This window comes from Leisingera daeponensis DSM 23529 (assembly GCF_000473145.1).
Lineage (GTDB): Bacteria > Pseudomonadota > Alphaproteobacteria > Rhodobacterales > Rhodobacteraceae > Leisingera > Leisingera daeponensis.
In genome coordinates, this window is sequence record NZ_KI421500.1 from 2914651 (window position 1) to 2930783 (window position 16133).

The window sequence follows — 16133 nt, forward strand, 5'->3', positions numbered from 1 at the left end:
TGTTCGCCGCTCTGGGTGTAACGCCTGATTACGCCGCGTCCATCCTGTTTGCGTCACGCTAGCCTTTGAACCGCCCAGCGCGCCGCGTCGGCCACCGCCGGGTCCGGATCTTCCGCCAGCCGCTGCGCTGTCTCCCGCAGTTCCGGCCTGCCTGAATTGCCAATGGCATAGAGCACATTGCGCACAAACCTGTCGCGCCCGATGCGCTTGATCGGCGATCCCGAGAACATCGCCCGGAACGCCGCGTCATCCAGCACCGCAAGCTCCGCCAGCTTCGGCGCCTTCAGCTCCTCGCGCGCGGCATAGCGCATGTCGCTGGCGGCCACCGCAAACTTATTCCAAGGGCAGGCCGCAAGACAGTCGTCGCAGCCATAGATCCGGTTGCCCATCTTCTCCCGCAGCTCCTGCGCCACCGGACCTTTATGCTCAATGGTGAGGTAGGAGATGCAGCGCCGCGCATCGACCTGGTACGGCGCAGGAAAGGCATCGGTCGGGCAGCTGTCCAGACAGGCCCGGCACGACCCGCAGCGGTCCGGCTCCGCCTTGTCCGCAGGCAGATCCAAAGTGGTGAAAACAGAGCCTATGAAAGCCCAGTTGCCCCAATCCCGGCTCACCAGATTGCTGTGCTTGCCCTGCCAGCCCAGCCCTGCCGCCTGGCCCAGCGCCTTCTCCGGCACCGGTGCGGTGTCGACAAAGACCTTCACCTCGCAGTCCTCGCCGGCCTCCGCAATCAGCCAGCGCGCCAGCCGTTTCAGCCGCTTCTTAACCAGGTCGTGGTAATCATTGCCCCGGGCATAGACCGAAACCGCGCCTCGGTCCGCCTTCCCGACCACTGCCATCGGGTCCTCCTCCGGCGTATAGCTCTCCGCGAGCATGATCACCGACCGCGCCTCAGGCCACAGCTGCGCCGGATCCCCCCGCCAATGGGTGCGCTCCGCCATCCAGCCCATCTGCCCGTGATAGCCCGCATTCAGAAAGGCCTGCAGCCGTCCCGGCACCTCCGGCACATCCCACGGGCGGCAGATCCGGCAGGAGACAAACCCCTCCGCCAGCGCCTGGGCAACCAGCTTTTCCTTGATGCCGGATCCGTCTTTCATCTTTCGCCAAAAACTCCGGGGGAGCGGCCCGCAGCGCCCCTGCCCCCGTTGGTATCAGAAATCCAGGTCAGTGTAATGCGGCGGCGGCCGGAAGCCAGGCACCTGATCCGCCAGGATAGACCGAAACGCGGGCCGCGACTTGATCTTGGCGTACCAGTCCTTGACCACCGCTGACCGGTTCCAGTCCACATCCGAGATATAATCCAGGGACGACAGATGCGCGGCAGCGGCAAAATCTGCCAGCGTCATCATGTCGCCCGCCAGCCAGCGCCGGTGGTCCAGCAGCCAGGCCATGTAATCCAGGTGGTACTTGATCGCCTTGGCTCCCGCCTTCACATTGCGGCTGTCGGGATAGCCTTCCCCGGTGATCTTCTTGTTCACCCGCTCGTACAGCAGCTTGGAGGTCACCTCGTGGTGGAACTTGTCATCGAACCAGCTCACCAGCCGGCGCACCTCATACCGGCCCGCGGCATCCTTGGGGATCAGCGCAGGCTCCGGCCGGGTTTCTTCCAGATATTCGCAGATCGCCGCGCTTTCGGCCATCATCTGACCGTCCAGCCGGACCACCGGCACCTTGGCCGCGGGGTTGCGGCGTAGGAAATCGGGATCCTGCTCCCAATAGCGCTCCTCGACCAGCTCGACCTCGATCTTCTTCTCCGCCAGCGACAGCCGCACCTTACGGCAAAAGGGGGACAGGGGAACGTGGTACAGGCGCGCCATGGCTACAGGGGATCTCCAGAAACGTTACTACGGATACCCAGCAATGCCTTGGCCGGGAGAAAGATTCAATCCTCGAAACAATCTGCCCGCCCGTCTGCGCGAATGGTAGCCGCCCCATCCTGAATCTGCCGCGCCCGGCGCTGTACAAAAGCGGAGGGTTGGCGGGCCGAACGCTCCTTGGGATTGGGCAGCACGGCGGCAATCAGCGCCGCCTGCCGGGCGCTCAGCTCATCCGGGCCGACGCCGAAATACTTCCGCGCCGCGGCTTCGGCGCCAAACACGCCCTCGTCCATCTCGGCCACGTTCAGATAAACTTCCAGAATGCGCCGCTTGCTCCAGACGATCTCCACCACCGGGGTCAGCAGCGTTTCCAGCACTTTGCGCGGCCAGCTGCGGCCCTGCCACAGGAACACATTCTTCACCACCTGCTGCGAGATGGTCGAGCCGCCGCGGGCGCCGCCTGCCTCGATCGCCGCCTGTATGGCACGGGCGTCAAATCCCCAATGGCGGCAGAACTGCGCATCTTCCGCCGCCACGACAGAGCGCGCCAGCACCGGCGCCATCTCGTCCAGCGGCACCCACATCCGGTCCACCTCGCCCAAGCGGCGCTGTTCGGCCCAGATGGTATGGGTGACCGGCGGGTTCACCACCGAAAACAGCAGGATGAGAAACAGGAAAACCGCCGCAACCGCAAGCGCTGCGCGCAGGACCCACCGTCTCAACCAGCGCAGCGGCTGAACCTGCCGCTTTGCCGTCTTCTTGCTGATCTTAGGTTTCTTCTTTGTTGCAACTGCCTTCGCCATGACTCTCTATAAGACGGCAGCCGGTCATTCACAAAGGGTCAGTTGCCTTGCTTCTGCAATCTGCCGGTTCGGAGCTTTCGGAGGCGCAGGGAGGGGCGCTGCCCCTGTTGAGCCCGCGGCTCAATTCACCCCGGGATGTTTTCGGCCGGAAGAAGAACGGTTTCCGGCGGGTCGCGGCCCGCAGGCACAGAAAACCCCGCAAGCCTGCGCCTGCGGGGTTCGGTTTCCGTCTCTAGCCAGGCTTACTCCGCTGGTACGGCAGCCTGCTCCTGCATCACCGGATGCGCCAGCTTGTCGAGCATCTCCTTCGGGCAGACTTGCAGGAAGTTGCCCTTCTCGATGTCCCAATGCTGCAGGATCTCTGCTGCCTTGCGGCTGCCGGTTTCCTCCAGATGGCGTTCGATCAGGCTTTTCAGCTCCGCCTCCCAATGCGCCACGGTGACCGGGCAGGTGACCAGCGATTCCTTATTCATCAGGGTCGCGGCCTTGCCCTCCGGATCATAGAGATAGGCCATGCCGCCGGTCATCCCCGCGCCGAAGTTGGCGCCGATGGTGCCAAGGATCACCGCAACGCCGCCGGTCATGTATTCGCAGCCGTTGGAGCCGCAGCCCTCGATCACCACCTTGGCGCCGGAGTTGCGCACCGCAAAGCGTTCGCCCGCACGGCCCGCCGCAAACAGGTAACCATCGGTGGCACCATACAGCACGGTGTTGCCGATAATGGTGTTTTCCGAGGCCACAAGCGGGCTTACCTGCGGCGGTCGCACCACGATGGTGCCGCCCGACAGGCCTTTGCCGACATAGTCATTGGCATCGCCCGACACTTCCAGCTTCAGCCCGGGCGCCGCAAAAGCCCCCAGCGCCTGGCCGGCAGAGCCCTGCAATTTCACCGTCAGGTGGTCAGGCTGGAACGAATTCCGCATGCCGAAGTTGCGCACGATATGGCTTGAGGTGCGGGTGCCCACGGAGCGGTGGGTGTTCTGGATCGCATAGGACAGCTGCATCTTCTCGCCATCCTGCAGGAAGCGGGCGGCGTCGCGCACGATCTCCGCATCCAGCGTGTCCGGCACTTCGTTGCGTCCCTTGTCGCGGTTGTAGACGATGTTGGCAGAGCCGTCGACGGTGATCAGCAGCGGGTTCAGGTCCAGGTCGTCCAGATGGGCAGAGCCGCGCGAGACCTGCGCCAGCAGGTCGGCCCGGCCGATCACGTCGTCCAAGCTGCGAGCGCCGATGGAAGCGAGGATCTCGCGCACTTCCTGGGCGTAGAAGGTGATCAGGTTCACCACCTTGTCCGCGTTGCCGGTGAACTTGGCGCGCAGGGATTCGTCCTGGGTGCAGACGCCGACCGGGCAGGTGTTGGACTGGCACTGGCGCACCATGATGCAGCCCATCGCGATCAGCGCCGCGGTGCCGATGCCGTATTCCTCGGCTCCCAGCATCGCCGCCATGACAATGTCACGCCCGGTGCGCAGCCCGCCGTCTGTGCGCAGCGTCACCCGCTCGCGCAGGTTGTTCATCGCCAGCACCTGATGCGCTTCGGTCAGGCCCATCTCCCACGGCAGGCCGGCATATTTGATCGAGGTCGCCGGAGACGCCCCGGTGCCGCCGTTGTGGCCCGAGATCAGGATAATGTCGGCCTTTGCCTTGGCGACGCCCGCGGCAATGGTGCCAACGCCCGAAGATGCCACCAGCTTCACCGTCACCTTGCAGCGCGGGTTGATCTGCTTCAGGTCATAGATCAGCTGCGCCAGGTCCTCGATCGAGTAGATATCGTGGTGCGGCGGCGGCGAAATCAGCGTCACGCCCTTGGTCGAGTGGCGCAGGCGGGCAATCAGGTCAGTGACCTTCATCCCAGGCAGCTGGCCGCCCTCGCCGGGCTTGGCGCCCTGGGCTACCTTGATCTCAAGCTCTTCACACTGGTTCAGGTATTCGGCGGTCACGCCAAAGCGGCCCGACGCCACCTGCTTGATCTTCGCAGACGGGTTGTCGCCATTCGGCTCCGGCACGAAATGCGCCGGATCCTCGCCGCCCTCGCCGGAGTCGGACTTGGCGCCGATCCGGTTCATCGCGACGTTCAGGGTCTTGTGCGCCTCCGGCGACAGCGCGCCCAGGGACATGCCCGGCGTCACAAACCGCTTGCGGATCGCGGTGATGCTTTCCACCTCCTCCAGCGGGATCGGCTTGCCCATAGGCTTGATCTGCAGCAGGTCGCGCAGGTGGATCGGCGGGTTCGACTGCATCTTGGCCGAATACTGCTTCCACAGCTCATAGGAGGCGCGGTTGCAGGCCATCTGCAGCATGTGCATCGAGGTCGCTTCCCAAGCGTGGGTCTCACCCGACTTGCGCGCTTTATAAAAACCGCCGATGGGCAGGACCCCTTCCGGCGCTTTCCAGGCCTTGGCGTGGATTTCCTCTGCTTTGGTCTGGATGCCGGTCACACCGATTCCGGAAATGCGCGAGGTCATGCCCGGGAAGTACTCGGCACACATGGCACGGCTGAGGCCCACCGCCTCGAAGTTCAGGCCGCCGCGGTAGGAGGAGACCACCGAAATGCCCATCTTGGCCATGATCTTCAGCAGGCCCTGGTCGATGGCCTCACGGTAGCGCGCGACGTTTTCGGTCAGGGTGCCGTCCAGCAGGCCGCGATCGATGCGGTCGGCCAGCGAATCCTCAGCCAGATAAGCGTTCACCACAGTCGCGCCGCAGCCGATCAGCACCGCGAAATAATGCGGGTCGATGCATTCGGCGGACCGCACGTTCAGCGAGCAGAAGGTGCGCAGGCCCTTGCGGGTCAGATGCGAATGCACGGCAGACGTTGCCAGGATCATCGGCATCGCCACCTTGTCCGCACCCGAATGCTGGTCTGTCAGCACGATATGGCCGGCGCCGGAGCGCACGGCCTCCTCGGCCTCGGCCCGGATCCGCGCAAGCGCCGCGTTCAGCGCGCCCTTGCCGGGTTCAAAGGTGCAGTCGATCTCGGCCAGCGGCGCGTTGAACTGCTCCACCAGCTTGTCCCACTGGGCATTGCCGACAAAGGGGCTTTCCAGAACGATGATCTCGGTCTGGGAGCTGTCCTCGTCCAGCACGTTCTTCAGGTTGCCGAACCGGGTCTTCAGCGACATCACCCGGTACTCGCGCAAGCTGTCGATCGGCGGGTTGGTCACCTGGGAGAAGTTCTGGCGGAAGAAGTGGCTCAGCGGGCGGTACATCTTGGACAGCACGGCAGAGGGCGTGTCATCGCCCATCGAGGCCAGCGCCTCCTTGCCGTCCTCGGCCATCGGCGCCAGGATCTGCTCCAGCTCCTCGATGGAATAGCCCGCCGCAACCTGACGGCGGCGCAGCTCCTCGCCGCTGAACAGCGGCTGCTCCGTCACCTTGGCCAGGGTCGCGTCCAGATCGTTGATCCGCTTGACCCAGTCGCCGAACGGCAGCGCGCGGGACAGCTTGTCCTTGATCTCGGTGTCGCGGAACAGCTTGCCCTTTTCCATGTCCACGGCCAGCATCTGGCCCGGGCCAAGCGCGCCTTTCTCGACCACACTGGCCTCGTCGATTGGCACCATGCCCGCCTCGGACCCCGCGATCACCAGCCCGTCGCCGGTCACCACATAGCGCATCGGGCGCAACCCGTTGCGGTCCAGGCCCGCGCACACCCAGCGGCCGTCGGTCATCGCCAGCGCCGCAGGGCCGTCCCAGGGCTCCATCACGGAGTTGCAGTAGGAGTACATGTCGCGCCAGGCCTGCGGCAGTTCGACCGCCTGCTTGGACCAGCTTTCCGGCACCAGCATGGTTTTCGCCATCGGCGCCGAGCGGCCCGCGCGCACCAGAACCTCGAACACGCCGTCCAGCGCCGCGGAGTCGGACGCGCCTCCCGGCACGATCGGCTTGATGTCCTCGGCATAGTCGCCAAAGGTTGCCGACGCCATGCGGATCTCATGGCTCTTCATCCAGTTCAGGTTGCCCTTCAGCGTGTTGATCTCGCCGTTATGGGCCAGCATCCGGAACGGCTGCGCCAGCCACCACTGCGGGAAGGTGTTGGTGGAATAGCGCTGGTGATAGATCGCAAATGCGCTCTCGAACCGCTCGTCCATCAGGTCCGGATAAAACACCGCCACCTGCTCCGCCAGCATCATGCCCTTGTAGATGATCGAGCGGCAGGACAGCGACGCGATATAAAGGCCCGAAATGCCGGCCGCCGAGGACACCTTCTCGATCCGGCGGCGGATCACATAAAGCTCGCGCTCAAAAGTTTCCTCATCCGCGCCCTTGGCGTTGGAGATCAGGATCTGCTCGATTTCCGGACGGGTGGCATTGGCCTTTTCGCCCAGGCAAGTGATATCCACCGGCACATGGCGCCAGCCATAGATGGAATAGCCCATGCGCAGAACTTCGGTTTCCACGATGGTCCGGCAGCGCTCCTGGGCACCGAAATCCGTGCGCGGCAGGAACACCTGGCCGACCGCCATCAGCTCATTCTGGCGGGGCTCGTGGCCGGTGCGGCGGATCTGGTCATAGAAGAACGGCACCGGGATCTGCACATGGATGCCCGCGCCGTCGCCGGTCTTGCCGTCAGCGTCCACCGCGCCGCGGTGCCAGATCGCCTTCAGCGCGTTGATGCCGGCCTCAACCACCTTGCGGCTTTTCTTGCCGTCGACCGAAACCACCAGCCCCACACCGCAGGACGAATGCTCTTCTTCCTCGGAATAGAGACCGTGCTCGGCCATCCATTTGCGCTTGGCTTCCTCGGCCTTGACCCATGCGGCATCAAATTTGGTCATGACGTTCTCCGATTAACTGATGGCGCAGCATGCCGCTGCGGCCGGTTGAGTCTGCAGATCCAGGGCGCGTTCGCCCCAGGCGCGGGGCACCGCGCGGATCCGTTGCATAAGAGTCTTCACCCGCTCCTGATCGTCCTGCCAGACGGCACCGATCACCGGGTAAAGGATGCCCGCGGCGCGCAGCGGGTCGATGACATCGTGGCTGCCGCGGTCCGCCAGGTAGTGATGGATGCCGGGCCCCTGCGGGAAGGCCTGCCAATGCTGCGCGTCCTCAGCATTATGGCGGCCATGCAGCAGGGTGTACTGCACCGGCCCGCCCATCGCCTGATCCAGCGCCGGGCGGCTGAATTCCGTGATCCGGCTGCGCGCCTCGATCCAGCGGCGGTCCGAGGGGAAGGTTCCGGGCCGCGGACAGTATTGCGGCGCAAGCGACAGGGCGCGGCCTGCACCCAGCTCCGCGGCAAAGGACAGTGCCCCGTAGCCGCCCATCGACACCCCAACCGTCATCAGGCGGCGCAGGCCGTGGCGCTGCACATAGCCGGACACAGTCCGCAGGACCGCCGCCGCGACCCCCTCGCCCTGGAACCAGCCCTGGCGGCGGTCGGTGACAAAGATGCAGTGCCGCGCGCCGCCGTCCGAGGCGCTGGCGGCAAACTCCAGCAAACCGCGTTTGGCGGCATTGGCGTGATAGCTGGTGAACACGATCATGCCGCCCTCGCCGCGCCCTTCCAGCGCACGGATCTCCACCGCCGCATCCGCGTGGAGGCGTCGGGATCTCAGGCGAAACATCGCCTGGCGGAGGGATTTGCGGATCATCAGCGGCATGGCAGTCAGCAAAAGGCCGGGCGGGCCTCAGGCCTCTCCTTCAGCGGTTTCGGCAAACATGGCGCGGCAGTCCTCGCCGGTCATCCGCCGGTGGGCGCCGGCAAAGGCATAGCCTGCGGGCTTTTCGTCAATGAAGAACTCCAGCTTCAGCTCGGTGCCGCCCGCGTTCTCGAACAGGCCCGCCGACATCTGCGTCTGGCCGCGCATCTTGCCCGGCGCGGTCATCCGGTACCAGAGCACCGATCCGCACTCGCCGCAAAACGCGCGCTCCGCCCACTGCGAGGACTGATAGGTCCGCACCGGGCCCAGCGCCGCATAGCCGGTGTCGGCCTGAAAACTCAGGAACGGGCCGCTGGCCCAGCGCTGGCACATGGCGCAATGGCACGCAGTCGCGGAGGCCTGAACCGGCGTCGCGGTGACGCTCACTGCGCCGCACATGCACTGTCCCTGCAATTCGCTCATATCCATTGTCCTTTGCTGGCTGGGTCGGCAATGCCGACCTTGGCGCTGCTGTGTTGCTGCCCGCCGGTGCACAGGGGGTGCACAGGCGGTGTACGGGGGGTGCCGGGGTTATTCCGCGGCCACCGCGGCCTTGCTGTTCAGCTTTTCGATGATCGCCTCGGCACAGTCGCGGCCGTCCTTGATCGCCCAAACCACCAGCGACGCACCGCGCACGATGTCACCCACCGCATAGACGCCGTCCAGCTCGGTGGCGCCGGTCCGGAACGCCGCCTTGATGGTGCCCCAGCGGGTCACCGGCAGCTCCGGCTGGTCCCACAGGGCCGGCAGGTCTTCCGGCTCAAAGCCCAGCGCTTTGATCACCAGATCGGCTTCTTCAACATAGTCCGCGCCGTCGATCACTTCCGGCGCCTGGCGGCCCGAAGCATCCGGCTGGCCCAGGCGCATCTTCTGCACCATCACGCCGGCAACCTTGCCGCCGTCATCGGTGAAGCCCTTGGGCGCCGACAGCCATTCGAAGACAACGCCTTCTTCCTCCGCGTTCTGGGTCTCGCGCTGCGAACCCGGCATATTGGCCCGGTCGCGGCGGTAGAGGCATTTGACTGAGGTCGCCCCCTGGCGGATCGACGTCCGCACGCAGTCCATTGCGGTATCGCCGCCGCCGATCACGACAACCTTTTTGCCTTGTGCATTCAGGCTGCCGTTGTCGAAGTCCTCAACCGCATCGCCAAAGCTCTTCTTGTTCGAGGCACACAGGAAGTCGATCGCCTTGACGATCCCTTCCGATCCGCTGCCCGGCATCGCCAGGTCGCGCGATTTATAGACGCCGGTGGCAATGATCACTGCGTCATGCTGGCCGCGGATCTCTTCAAACGAGATATCCTCGCCCACGCTGCAGTTCAGCTTGAAGGTCACGCCGCCGTCCGCCAGCAACTTGTTGCGGCGCTCGACCACGTCCTTTTCCAGCTTGAAGCTGGGGATGCCGTACATCAGCAGCCCGCCGGCCCGGTCGTAGCGGTCATAGACGGTGACCTGGATACCAGCCTTGCGCAGCATATCCGCCGCCGCCAGGCCGCCGGGGCCGGCGCCGATAATGCCAACGCTTTCGCTGCGCTCGGCCAACGGCGCGGCTGGTTTCACCCAGCCGTTTTCCCAGGCGGTGTCGGTGATGTATTTTTCAACCGAGCCGATGGTCACGGTGCCGTGGCCCGACTGCTCGATCACGCAGTTGCCTTCGCACAGGCGGTCTTGCGGGCAGATGCGGCCGCAGATCTCCGGGAAGGTGTTGGTGGACTGGCTGACCTCGTAGGCCTCTTCCAGACGGCCGGTTGCGGTCAGACGCAGCCAGTCAGGGATGTTGTTGTGCAGCGGGCAGTGGCTCTGACAGTACGGCACGCCGCACTGGCTGCAGCGGCTGGCCTGCTCTTCGGCCTTGGCTGCAGCGTACTCCGCGTAAATCTCATTGAAGTCTTCCTTGCGTACACTCGCGTCACGCTTTTGAGGCATGTCGCGTTCGATCTGCACAAATTTCAGCATCGGTTGCTTGGCCACGGGCTGGACTCCATCGTTTGTCTGGCTGCGGGAGCACCTTTTCAGGTACTGACGCGTTTTATGTCAACTATGCTGACCTATTTTGCCAGCTCTTTATTTCTGATACCGTGTTCAACGGAAATGTACAGAGATTTTAGGTCCGTACCGGACCTTAATATGCGCTTCCCAATCCGGAGGCGGGATTTATACAGAGTCACGACTGTTTACGGCCCGTTCGCGGCCAGCAAAGGACGATTTCAGGATGCCGCTTTTCCAATTGATCCTGGTTGCACTGATCCAGGGCATCACCGAATTCCTGCCCATTTCCTCCTCTGGCCACCTGATTCTGCTGCCGGGGCTGACCGGTCTGAAAGACCAGGGCCAGGTGATCGACGTCGCGGTTCATGTAGGCACCCTGGCCGCCGTGATGATCTATTTCTGGAGCGACGTGCGCGAGGGTCTTGCGGGCCTGCCCCGCGCCCTCACGGGCCGCACGGACACGCCGGGATCACGGCTCGCCATGGGGCTGATCATCGCCACTATCCCGACTGTTCTGTTCGGTGCGGTGCTGCATTTCACCGGCCTCAGCGATGAACTGCGGTCGATGACGGTGATCGGCTGGACCATGCTGGGCTTCGGGCTGGTCCTGTACTGGGCCGACCAGAAGGGCGCCGAGGTGAAACAGGCCGGCGACTGGGGCCGGCGCGATGCGCTGATCATGGGGCTTTGGCAGATGCTGGCGCTGATCCCTGGCACCTCGCGCTCCGGCATCACCATCACCGGCGCGCGCCAACTGGGCTATACCCGCGAAGACGGCGCCCGCATTGCCATGCTGATGTCGATCCCCACGATCATCGCTTCCGGGGTGCTCCTGGGAGCCGAGGTGGCGCTGGAGGCTGATACCGCACTGATGCGCGACGCTGGGATTGCAGCAGCCCTTGCCCTGCTGTCGGCGCTTGCCGCGCTCAGCCTCATGATGCGGCTGCTGCGTTCCGTCAGCTTCACGCCTTACGTCATCTACCGTGTGATCCTGGGGAGCATCCTGCTCGCCATCGCCTACAGCAGCTGAACAGGAAACAAAAAAGCGCGGGGAAACCCCCGCGCTTTCAAGTTCTTGTTGCGATTGGCCTCTCAGGCGCCGTTGCGCAGGTTGCGGGCCGAGTTGGTCATCTCGTCATACTGGCCGGAGGGGCGGAATTTCCAAAGGTAGTCCGGCAGAACTGCTTCAAGGCTGACCGGGCTGATCCCCAGATCGCTGAAGCCCTTGGCCTCCTCTGACACAACGTTGTCCGATTTCAAACTCCGCAGCTGATCGCGGGTCAGCACTTTGTTTGCGATCAGCTGAAAGCTTGCGGCCTGCAGCATGTCGAATCCAAAGGCCACCAGCCAGGCAGCAAACCGCGGCAGCGACAGGATCAGGCGGCGGCGGTGGATCACCGCCAGCATCTGCTCCATCAGCTCGCGGAAGCTTTTGACCTCGGGGCCGCCCAGCTCGTAAATGCCGCCGGCTGCCGCGCCCGTCGCCCCCATGACCGCGGCCTTGGCCACATCATCGACGTAAACCGGCTGAAACCGGGTGTCCCCGCTGGCAATCGGCAGGACCGGCGACAGGCGGGTCATGCCGGCGAAGCGGTTAAAGAACTCATCCTCAGCCCCGAAGATCACCGAGGGGCGCAAAATAACGGCGCCCGGGAAATGCTCCAGAACTGCCGTTTCGCCCGCGGCCTTGGTGCGGGAATATGCGCTGTTCGCGTCCGCATCAGCACCGATCGCCGAGATGTGCACCAGACTGGCAACGCCCTCCTGCGCCGCGATGCGGGCAATGCGGCCCGCGCCTTCGGCGTGGACGGCGCCAAACGTGTTCTTGCCCAGCTCGTTCAGAACGCCCACGCAGTTCACCACAGCATCCGCACCCCGCATTACCGCGGCCACGGACATGTCGTCGCGGACATTGCAGAACACCGGCTCCACCTGGCCCGGAACACCGTAAGGCTTCACATGCATGGCTTCGTTGGGACGGCGCACCGCGACCCGCACACGCCAGCCTTCCTTGGCCATGCGCCGCGCAATATAGCGGCCCACGAAACCGGATCCGCCATAAATCGTGACCAGTTTGGACATCATTTGGCTCCTGAACTTAGCTGCCCCTATGCCTTAGCGCCGCAACGGGCGTCAAACAAGGCGCAAAACGTGGGGTTGCAGCCACAATGGGCGCTGAATCCGCGAACGGCGTTAACAACTTCCGTGAAATTGGCCAGTTTGGTTAACCCGGTCTTCAGGCTACCCCTGCTAAGGCAAATTGATGTACCCGAAACACGCGTTTCGGCGGTTGTTGATGAGGTCGGTTCCAATGGTCAGCGCACAGGACAGATCCCTGGTCCGCAAAAGTTTCGAGAGCGAGCGGATGGATATCGATGCCTTCGCCACCGCCTTTTACGCCAAGTTCTTTGCCGCCTGCCCCGAAGTCCGCCCCCTGTTTTCCCGCAATATGACCCGGCAGGAGGAAAAGCTGCTGGCCATTCTGACCCATGTGGCCGAGGCGCTGGACGATTCCGCGCGGCTGGATGCGATCCTCAAACAACAAGGGGAGAAGCACCGGAAGCGGGAGGTGTCGGACGCGCATTTCAGGGGCTTCATCGCCAGCTTCACCGGCGCGCTGTCGGAAACGCTTGGCCCGGACTGGAGCACCGAAGCGGAGCTGGCCTGGACCAGGTTTCTGACATTCGTAGCGGGCAAAATGAATTTTTCGGCTTAGCGTTAAGCGGCTTCAATCTGCCCCCCCGCGCATAACCGGCCACCCTGCTGTTTTCTATTTGACGCCCCTTTCGAACCAGCTTATACGCCGGTTTCACGACACCTGCCCAGGTGGCGGAATTGGTAGACGCGCTAGCTTCAGGTGCTAGTGTCCGTATGGACGTGGAGGTTCGAGTCCTCTCCTGGGCACCATTCCCCTGCATTATACACTGAACGGCACGGCGGCCCTTCCGGCCCGGCAACGCTGTGCGCGACGCTCTATGGCCTGCGCCTGAAAACGGCAGAACGGCAGGGAATACCCCCGGCCGTTCGCAGTTCTTTCCCGAAGTATCAGTTCGGCTCTTTCACAGCGTCCTGCTGCTCCGGTTCCACGTCCCCGTCAGCGTCCGGGACAGGTTCCGCTAAGTCTGCTTCTTCCGCATCATCCACGGTATCAGACTGCTTGCTGTCCAGTACGCCCATGATCAGCGGAAGCATGTAAGCCGCTGCGTGGCTTGCCACTTCTGGCGTTTCGGGACGCTTCCATGACAGGGTGTCAAAGCTGGTGCAATGCTCGCAGACTGGCTCCCATTCCACATGGATGTGGTTGCAGTTGCTGCAAACCCATTGCGGGCCGCGCGGAGAGGTCAGCGCCTTGGTCAGCCAGCCCTGCACGACCTTGTCATCCGCGCCTTCACCGCGTTCGATCGCCGCCATCAGCGTCAGCGCCCGCGCGTCCGGTGCCCGCTCCGTCAGGTCGCTCAACCAGCGGCGGGCCTCGGGGAAGTCTTCGGCCACGATGTTCAGTTCCGCCATCACCAGCCGGGTTTCATCATCCTGCGGGTTGAGCCGGGCAAGCTGGTCAAAGCGCGCGACGCGCTCGGCGGCGCTTTCGTCCGGCTCAACCTCGGCAAAGGCGTGCGCCAAGTCGGGATGCGGCTGGCTTTGCCAGGTCTTTTTCAGCAGCCGCACCGCCGGGCGCTTCTTGCCCTTGGCGAGATAGGCGCGGGCCGCCATCGCCGCGGCAGGCACCAGATCGGGCGACAGCCGGTTGGCTTCAATCGCCTGCTCTCGCTGCTCGATCGTGGCGTTCTCGTCGATCACGCCTTTGGAGGCCGACAGCGCCAGCACCGCATCGCGCCGCTTGTAGACATCACGCGGCAGAGTGCCCGTCTTGAGCTTGGTCGAAAGCGTCTTGCGGGCGCCGGCCCAATCCTCGGCCTGGGCCTGCAGCCGCAGCAGGGTGTCCTGCACCTCTTCATGCTTGGGCCGCAGCGCCAGCGCCTTCTCGGCCAGCTGGCGGGCGGTGTCGGTGTCGCCCTGGGACAGCTTCTGCTTCATGATCCCGCGCACGCCGACGAACCGCGTCTGCTGGTTCGACAGCAGGCGTTTGTAGGCATCTGCCGCCTTGTGGGTGTCGCCGCTCATCTCCGCGGCCTGCGCCACCAGCAGGTCCGTCAGCTCAGGGTTCTGAAGGTATTTCTCCGCCCGCGCCGCCTTGGCCAGCGCCAGCCGCCCCTCACCGGAAGCCAGCGCCATTAGGCCTTCGGACAACGCCCGGTAGCCCTTGCGCTCGCGCCCCTTGTCCCAATAGCGCGACAGGGCGGTTTCATCCCCGTTCAGGAACCGCAGCGTCGCCACCAGCAGCGACAACAGCTTGAGAAACAGCCAAACCGCAACCACCAGCACGCCCAGCGCGATGACCGATTGCAGCGCGCTGAGAGTGTATTCGGTGCCGGCAACGGTGATCTGCACCCCGCCGGCGGTTTCCATCAAAAGGCCCGCGCCAAATGCCAAAAGCGCGACAATCGCGACGAATACGAGGATCTTCAACAACGACCAGAGCATGGCGGCTTCCTTATTTGGCTTGCAGGCTTTGAGCCAGATCGGCAGCAGCGGTCACCGCTGCCACCCGCGCGTTTGCAGCCGCTTCCCAGCCGGACAGGGCAGCGCGGGCGGTTCCCGGCAGCGCCGACACTTCGGCCAGCGCTTCCTCTATCCGGCCTGCAGCCACGGCGGCCTCCGCCCGGGACAGAATAGCATCGGGGTCATCGCCGTCGCGCGGCGCAACGGAACGGGCGCCAAGATGGCGGTTCACATAATCCATCAGGCTGCCGCCGCCTTTTGTTTCTTCCCGGGCAGCTGCCAGCGCCTCGCGGGCGGCCGGGGCAAAGCCGTCGCGCAAGGCTGTCAGCGTGGCGACGCCGGTTTCCGCCGGCCCGGAGAGCGCGGCCGGAACTTCGACGCCCAGAAGCTCAAGCTGCTGCACGCTGGAGTCATAGCTGTTGCCGCTGTCCAAGGCGGACCGCAGTTGCGCTAGCTGGGTCTGGGCGCTGGCGATGCGGGCGGCTTCGGCACTGGCGGTTTCCATTTCTTCCGCCTCGGCCAGCTTCTGATCGATTTCGGCGCGCTGCGCCGCAAGGCTGTCCTGCAGCTTGCCCAGCTCTGCCTCAAACGCTGCTACCGCTTCGGGCGTTGCGCCTTCCAGCGGCCGGGTTTCCAACGCGGACACACGGCTGGCCAAGGCTTCCAGATCCCCGCGCAGCGCCTCATCCGGGGCCTGCGCGGTCTGCGCCTCCTTCAGCGCCGCAATCTCTGCGGCCAGGGCATCGGCGCGTTCGGACAACGGTGCAAGATCCGGGGCGCGGCTGCCTTCTAGCTGCTGCTGCAGCGAGGCAAGCGCTGCCTGCATCTCCGACTGGCTGGCCCGCAACGCGGCCAGATCCGCACTGCTTCCCTGCAGCGACGGCGGCAGGACCCTGTCGAGCCAGCCGCTCTGTCCCGCCACAAAGCCGATACCCGCGGCCACCACGCCGCCCAGAAGGGCTGCGCCGAAGCCGCCGCGTTTTTCCACAACACGCTCGATTTCGCGCGGCGGTGCCTGTGCTGTGGCCGGCTCCGGCGTATCAGCCGGCGTGTCCTCTTGCGGGGTTTCCCTTTCGAAAGGAGACACAAATGCGGTCTCGGTCTCGGTCTCGGTCTCGGTCTCGGTCTCGGTCTCGGTCTCGGTCTCGGTCTCGGTCTCGGAAAGCGGGGGAACTGTATCCTCAGGCGTGTCAACCGCCTCTTCCGCCTGATCCACGGTCACTTCCTGTTCGGGCGCTTCCGTGGTTTCGCCGGCCGGCTTGGTTTCGCCGGGGCCAGGCTCGGTCACGTCTTCCGGAGTTTTCTTGTCAGCCACGCCGGCCTCC

General features: G+C 64.5%; 12 protein-coding genes and 1 tRNA gene. 3 read left to right on the forward strand and 10 right to left on the reverse strand.

Translation table 11 applies throughout. The features are described 5' to 3' along the window. Nucleotides 1-53: 53 nt before the first annotated feature. The 7 genes from queG to DAEP_RS0114845 form a co-directional block, all read right to left on the reverse strand. Nucleotides 54-1097, reverse strand: a complete 1044-nt coding sequence (queG, locus tag DAEP_RS0114815) for a tRNA epoxyqueuosine(34) reductase QueG (RefSeq protein WP_027245182.1) — start codon at nucleotides 1095-1097, stop codon at nucleotides 54-56. A gap of 54 nt (nucleotides 1098-1151) precedes the next feature. Next, complete coding sequence (gene fzlA, locus DAEP_RS0114820; protein ID WP_008557595.1) at nucleotides 1152-1817, reverse strand: FtsZ-binding protein FzlA; 666 nt, start codon at nucleotides 1815-1817, stop codon at nucleotides 1152-1154. Between the two features lie 65 nt (nucleotides 1818-1882). Beyond that, nucleotides 1883-2620, reverse strand: coding sequence for a monofunctional biosynthetic peptidoglycan transglycosylase (gene mtgA / locus DAEP_RS0114825; RefSeq protein ID WP_027245183.1), 738 nt, complete (start codon nucleotides 2618-2620; stop codon nucleotides 1883-1885). A 242-nt stretch (nucleotides 2621-2862) separates the two neighbouring features. Then, a complete protein-coding gene (gene gltB, locus DAEP_RS0114830) occupies nucleotides 2863-7395 on the reverse strand; it encodes a glutamate synthase large subunit (RefSeq protein ID WP_027245184.1) in 4533 nt (1510 codons plus the stop codon). Between the two features lie 12 nt (nucleotides 7396-7407). Continuing rightward, nucleotides 7408-8220 (reverse strand): hypothetical protein, encoded by an 813-nt coding sequence (locus DAEP_RS0114835; RefSeq protein WP_036760719.1) that lies wholly within the window; start codon nucleotides 8218-8220, stop codon nucleotides 7408-7410. A 27-nt stretch (nucleotides 8221-8247) separates the two neighbouring features. Then, the gene (locus DAEP_RS0114840) at nucleotides 8248-8682 is read right to left on the reverse strand and encodes a GFA family protein (RefSeq protein WP_051337508.1); all 435 of its coding nucleotides are present in this window, start codon (nucleotides 8680-8682) and stop codon (nucleotides 8248-8250) included. A gap of 108 nt (nucleotides 8683-8790) precedes the next feature. After that, the gene (locus DAEP_RS0114845; protein WP_027245187.1) at nucleotides 8791-10230 is read right to left on the reverse strand and encodes an NAD(P)-dependent oxidoreductase; all 1440 of its coding nucleotides are present in this window, start codon (nucleotides 10228-10230) and stop codon (nucleotides 8791-8793) included. A 241-nt stretch (nucleotides 10231-10471) separates the two neighbouring features. On the opposite strand from DAEP_RS0114845, the gene DAEP_RS0114850 reads away from it, so the two are divergent. Next, nucleotides 10472-11278 carry an undecaprenyl-diphosphate phosphatase gene (locus tag DAEP_RS0114850; RefSeq protein WP_027245188.1) on the forward strand — a complete coding sequence of 269 codons (807 nt, stop codon included), beginning with the start codon at nucleotides 10472-10474 and terminating at the stop codon, nucleotides 11276-11278. Nucleotides 11279-11340: 62 nt separating this feature from the next. On the opposite strand, the gene DAEP_RS0114855 is transcribed toward DAEP_RS0114850, so the two are convergent. Further along, on the reverse strand, nucleotides 11341-12330 hold the full coding sequence (locus DAEP_RS0114855) for a complex I NDUFA9 subunit family protein (RefSeq protein ID WP_027245189.1): 990 nt from the start codon (nucleotides 12328-12330) through the stop codon (nucleotides 11341-11343). Nucleotides 12331-12544: 214 nt separating this feature from the next. On the opposite strand from DAEP_RS0114855, the gene DAEP_RS0114860 reads away from it, so the two are divergent. Both DAEP_RS0114860 and DAEP_RS0114865 read left to right on the forward strand, forming a co-directional pair. Beyond that, nucleotides 12545-12964: a globin domain-containing protein gene (locus DAEP_RS0114860; RefSeq protein ID WP_342665824.1), complete on the forward strand. Its 420-nt coding sequence runs from the start codon at nucleotides 12545-12547 to the stop codon at nucleotides 12962-12964. A gap of 104 nt (nucleotides 12965-13068) precedes the next feature. Then, nucleotides 13069-13155 (forward strand) — tRNA-Leu (locus tag DAEP_RS0114865). A gap of 138 nt (nucleotides 13156-13293) precedes the next feature. On the opposite strand, the gene DAEP_RS0114870 is transcribed toward DAEP_RS0114865, so the two are convergent. After that, nucleotides 13294-14790: a heme biosynthesis protein HemY gene (locus DAEP_RS0114870; protein WP_027245191.1), complete on the reverse strand. Its 1497-nt coding sequence runs from the start codon at nucleotides 14788-14790 to the stop codon at nucleotides 13294-13296. A 10-nt stretch (nucleotides 14791-14800) separates the two neighbouring features. Further along, a complete protein-coding gene (locus DAEP_RS24315; protein WP_027245192.1) occupies nucleotides 14801-16123 on the reverse strand; it encodes a COG4223 family protein in 1323 nt (440 codons plus the stop codon). Nucleotides 16124-16133 lie beyond the last annotated feature (10 nt).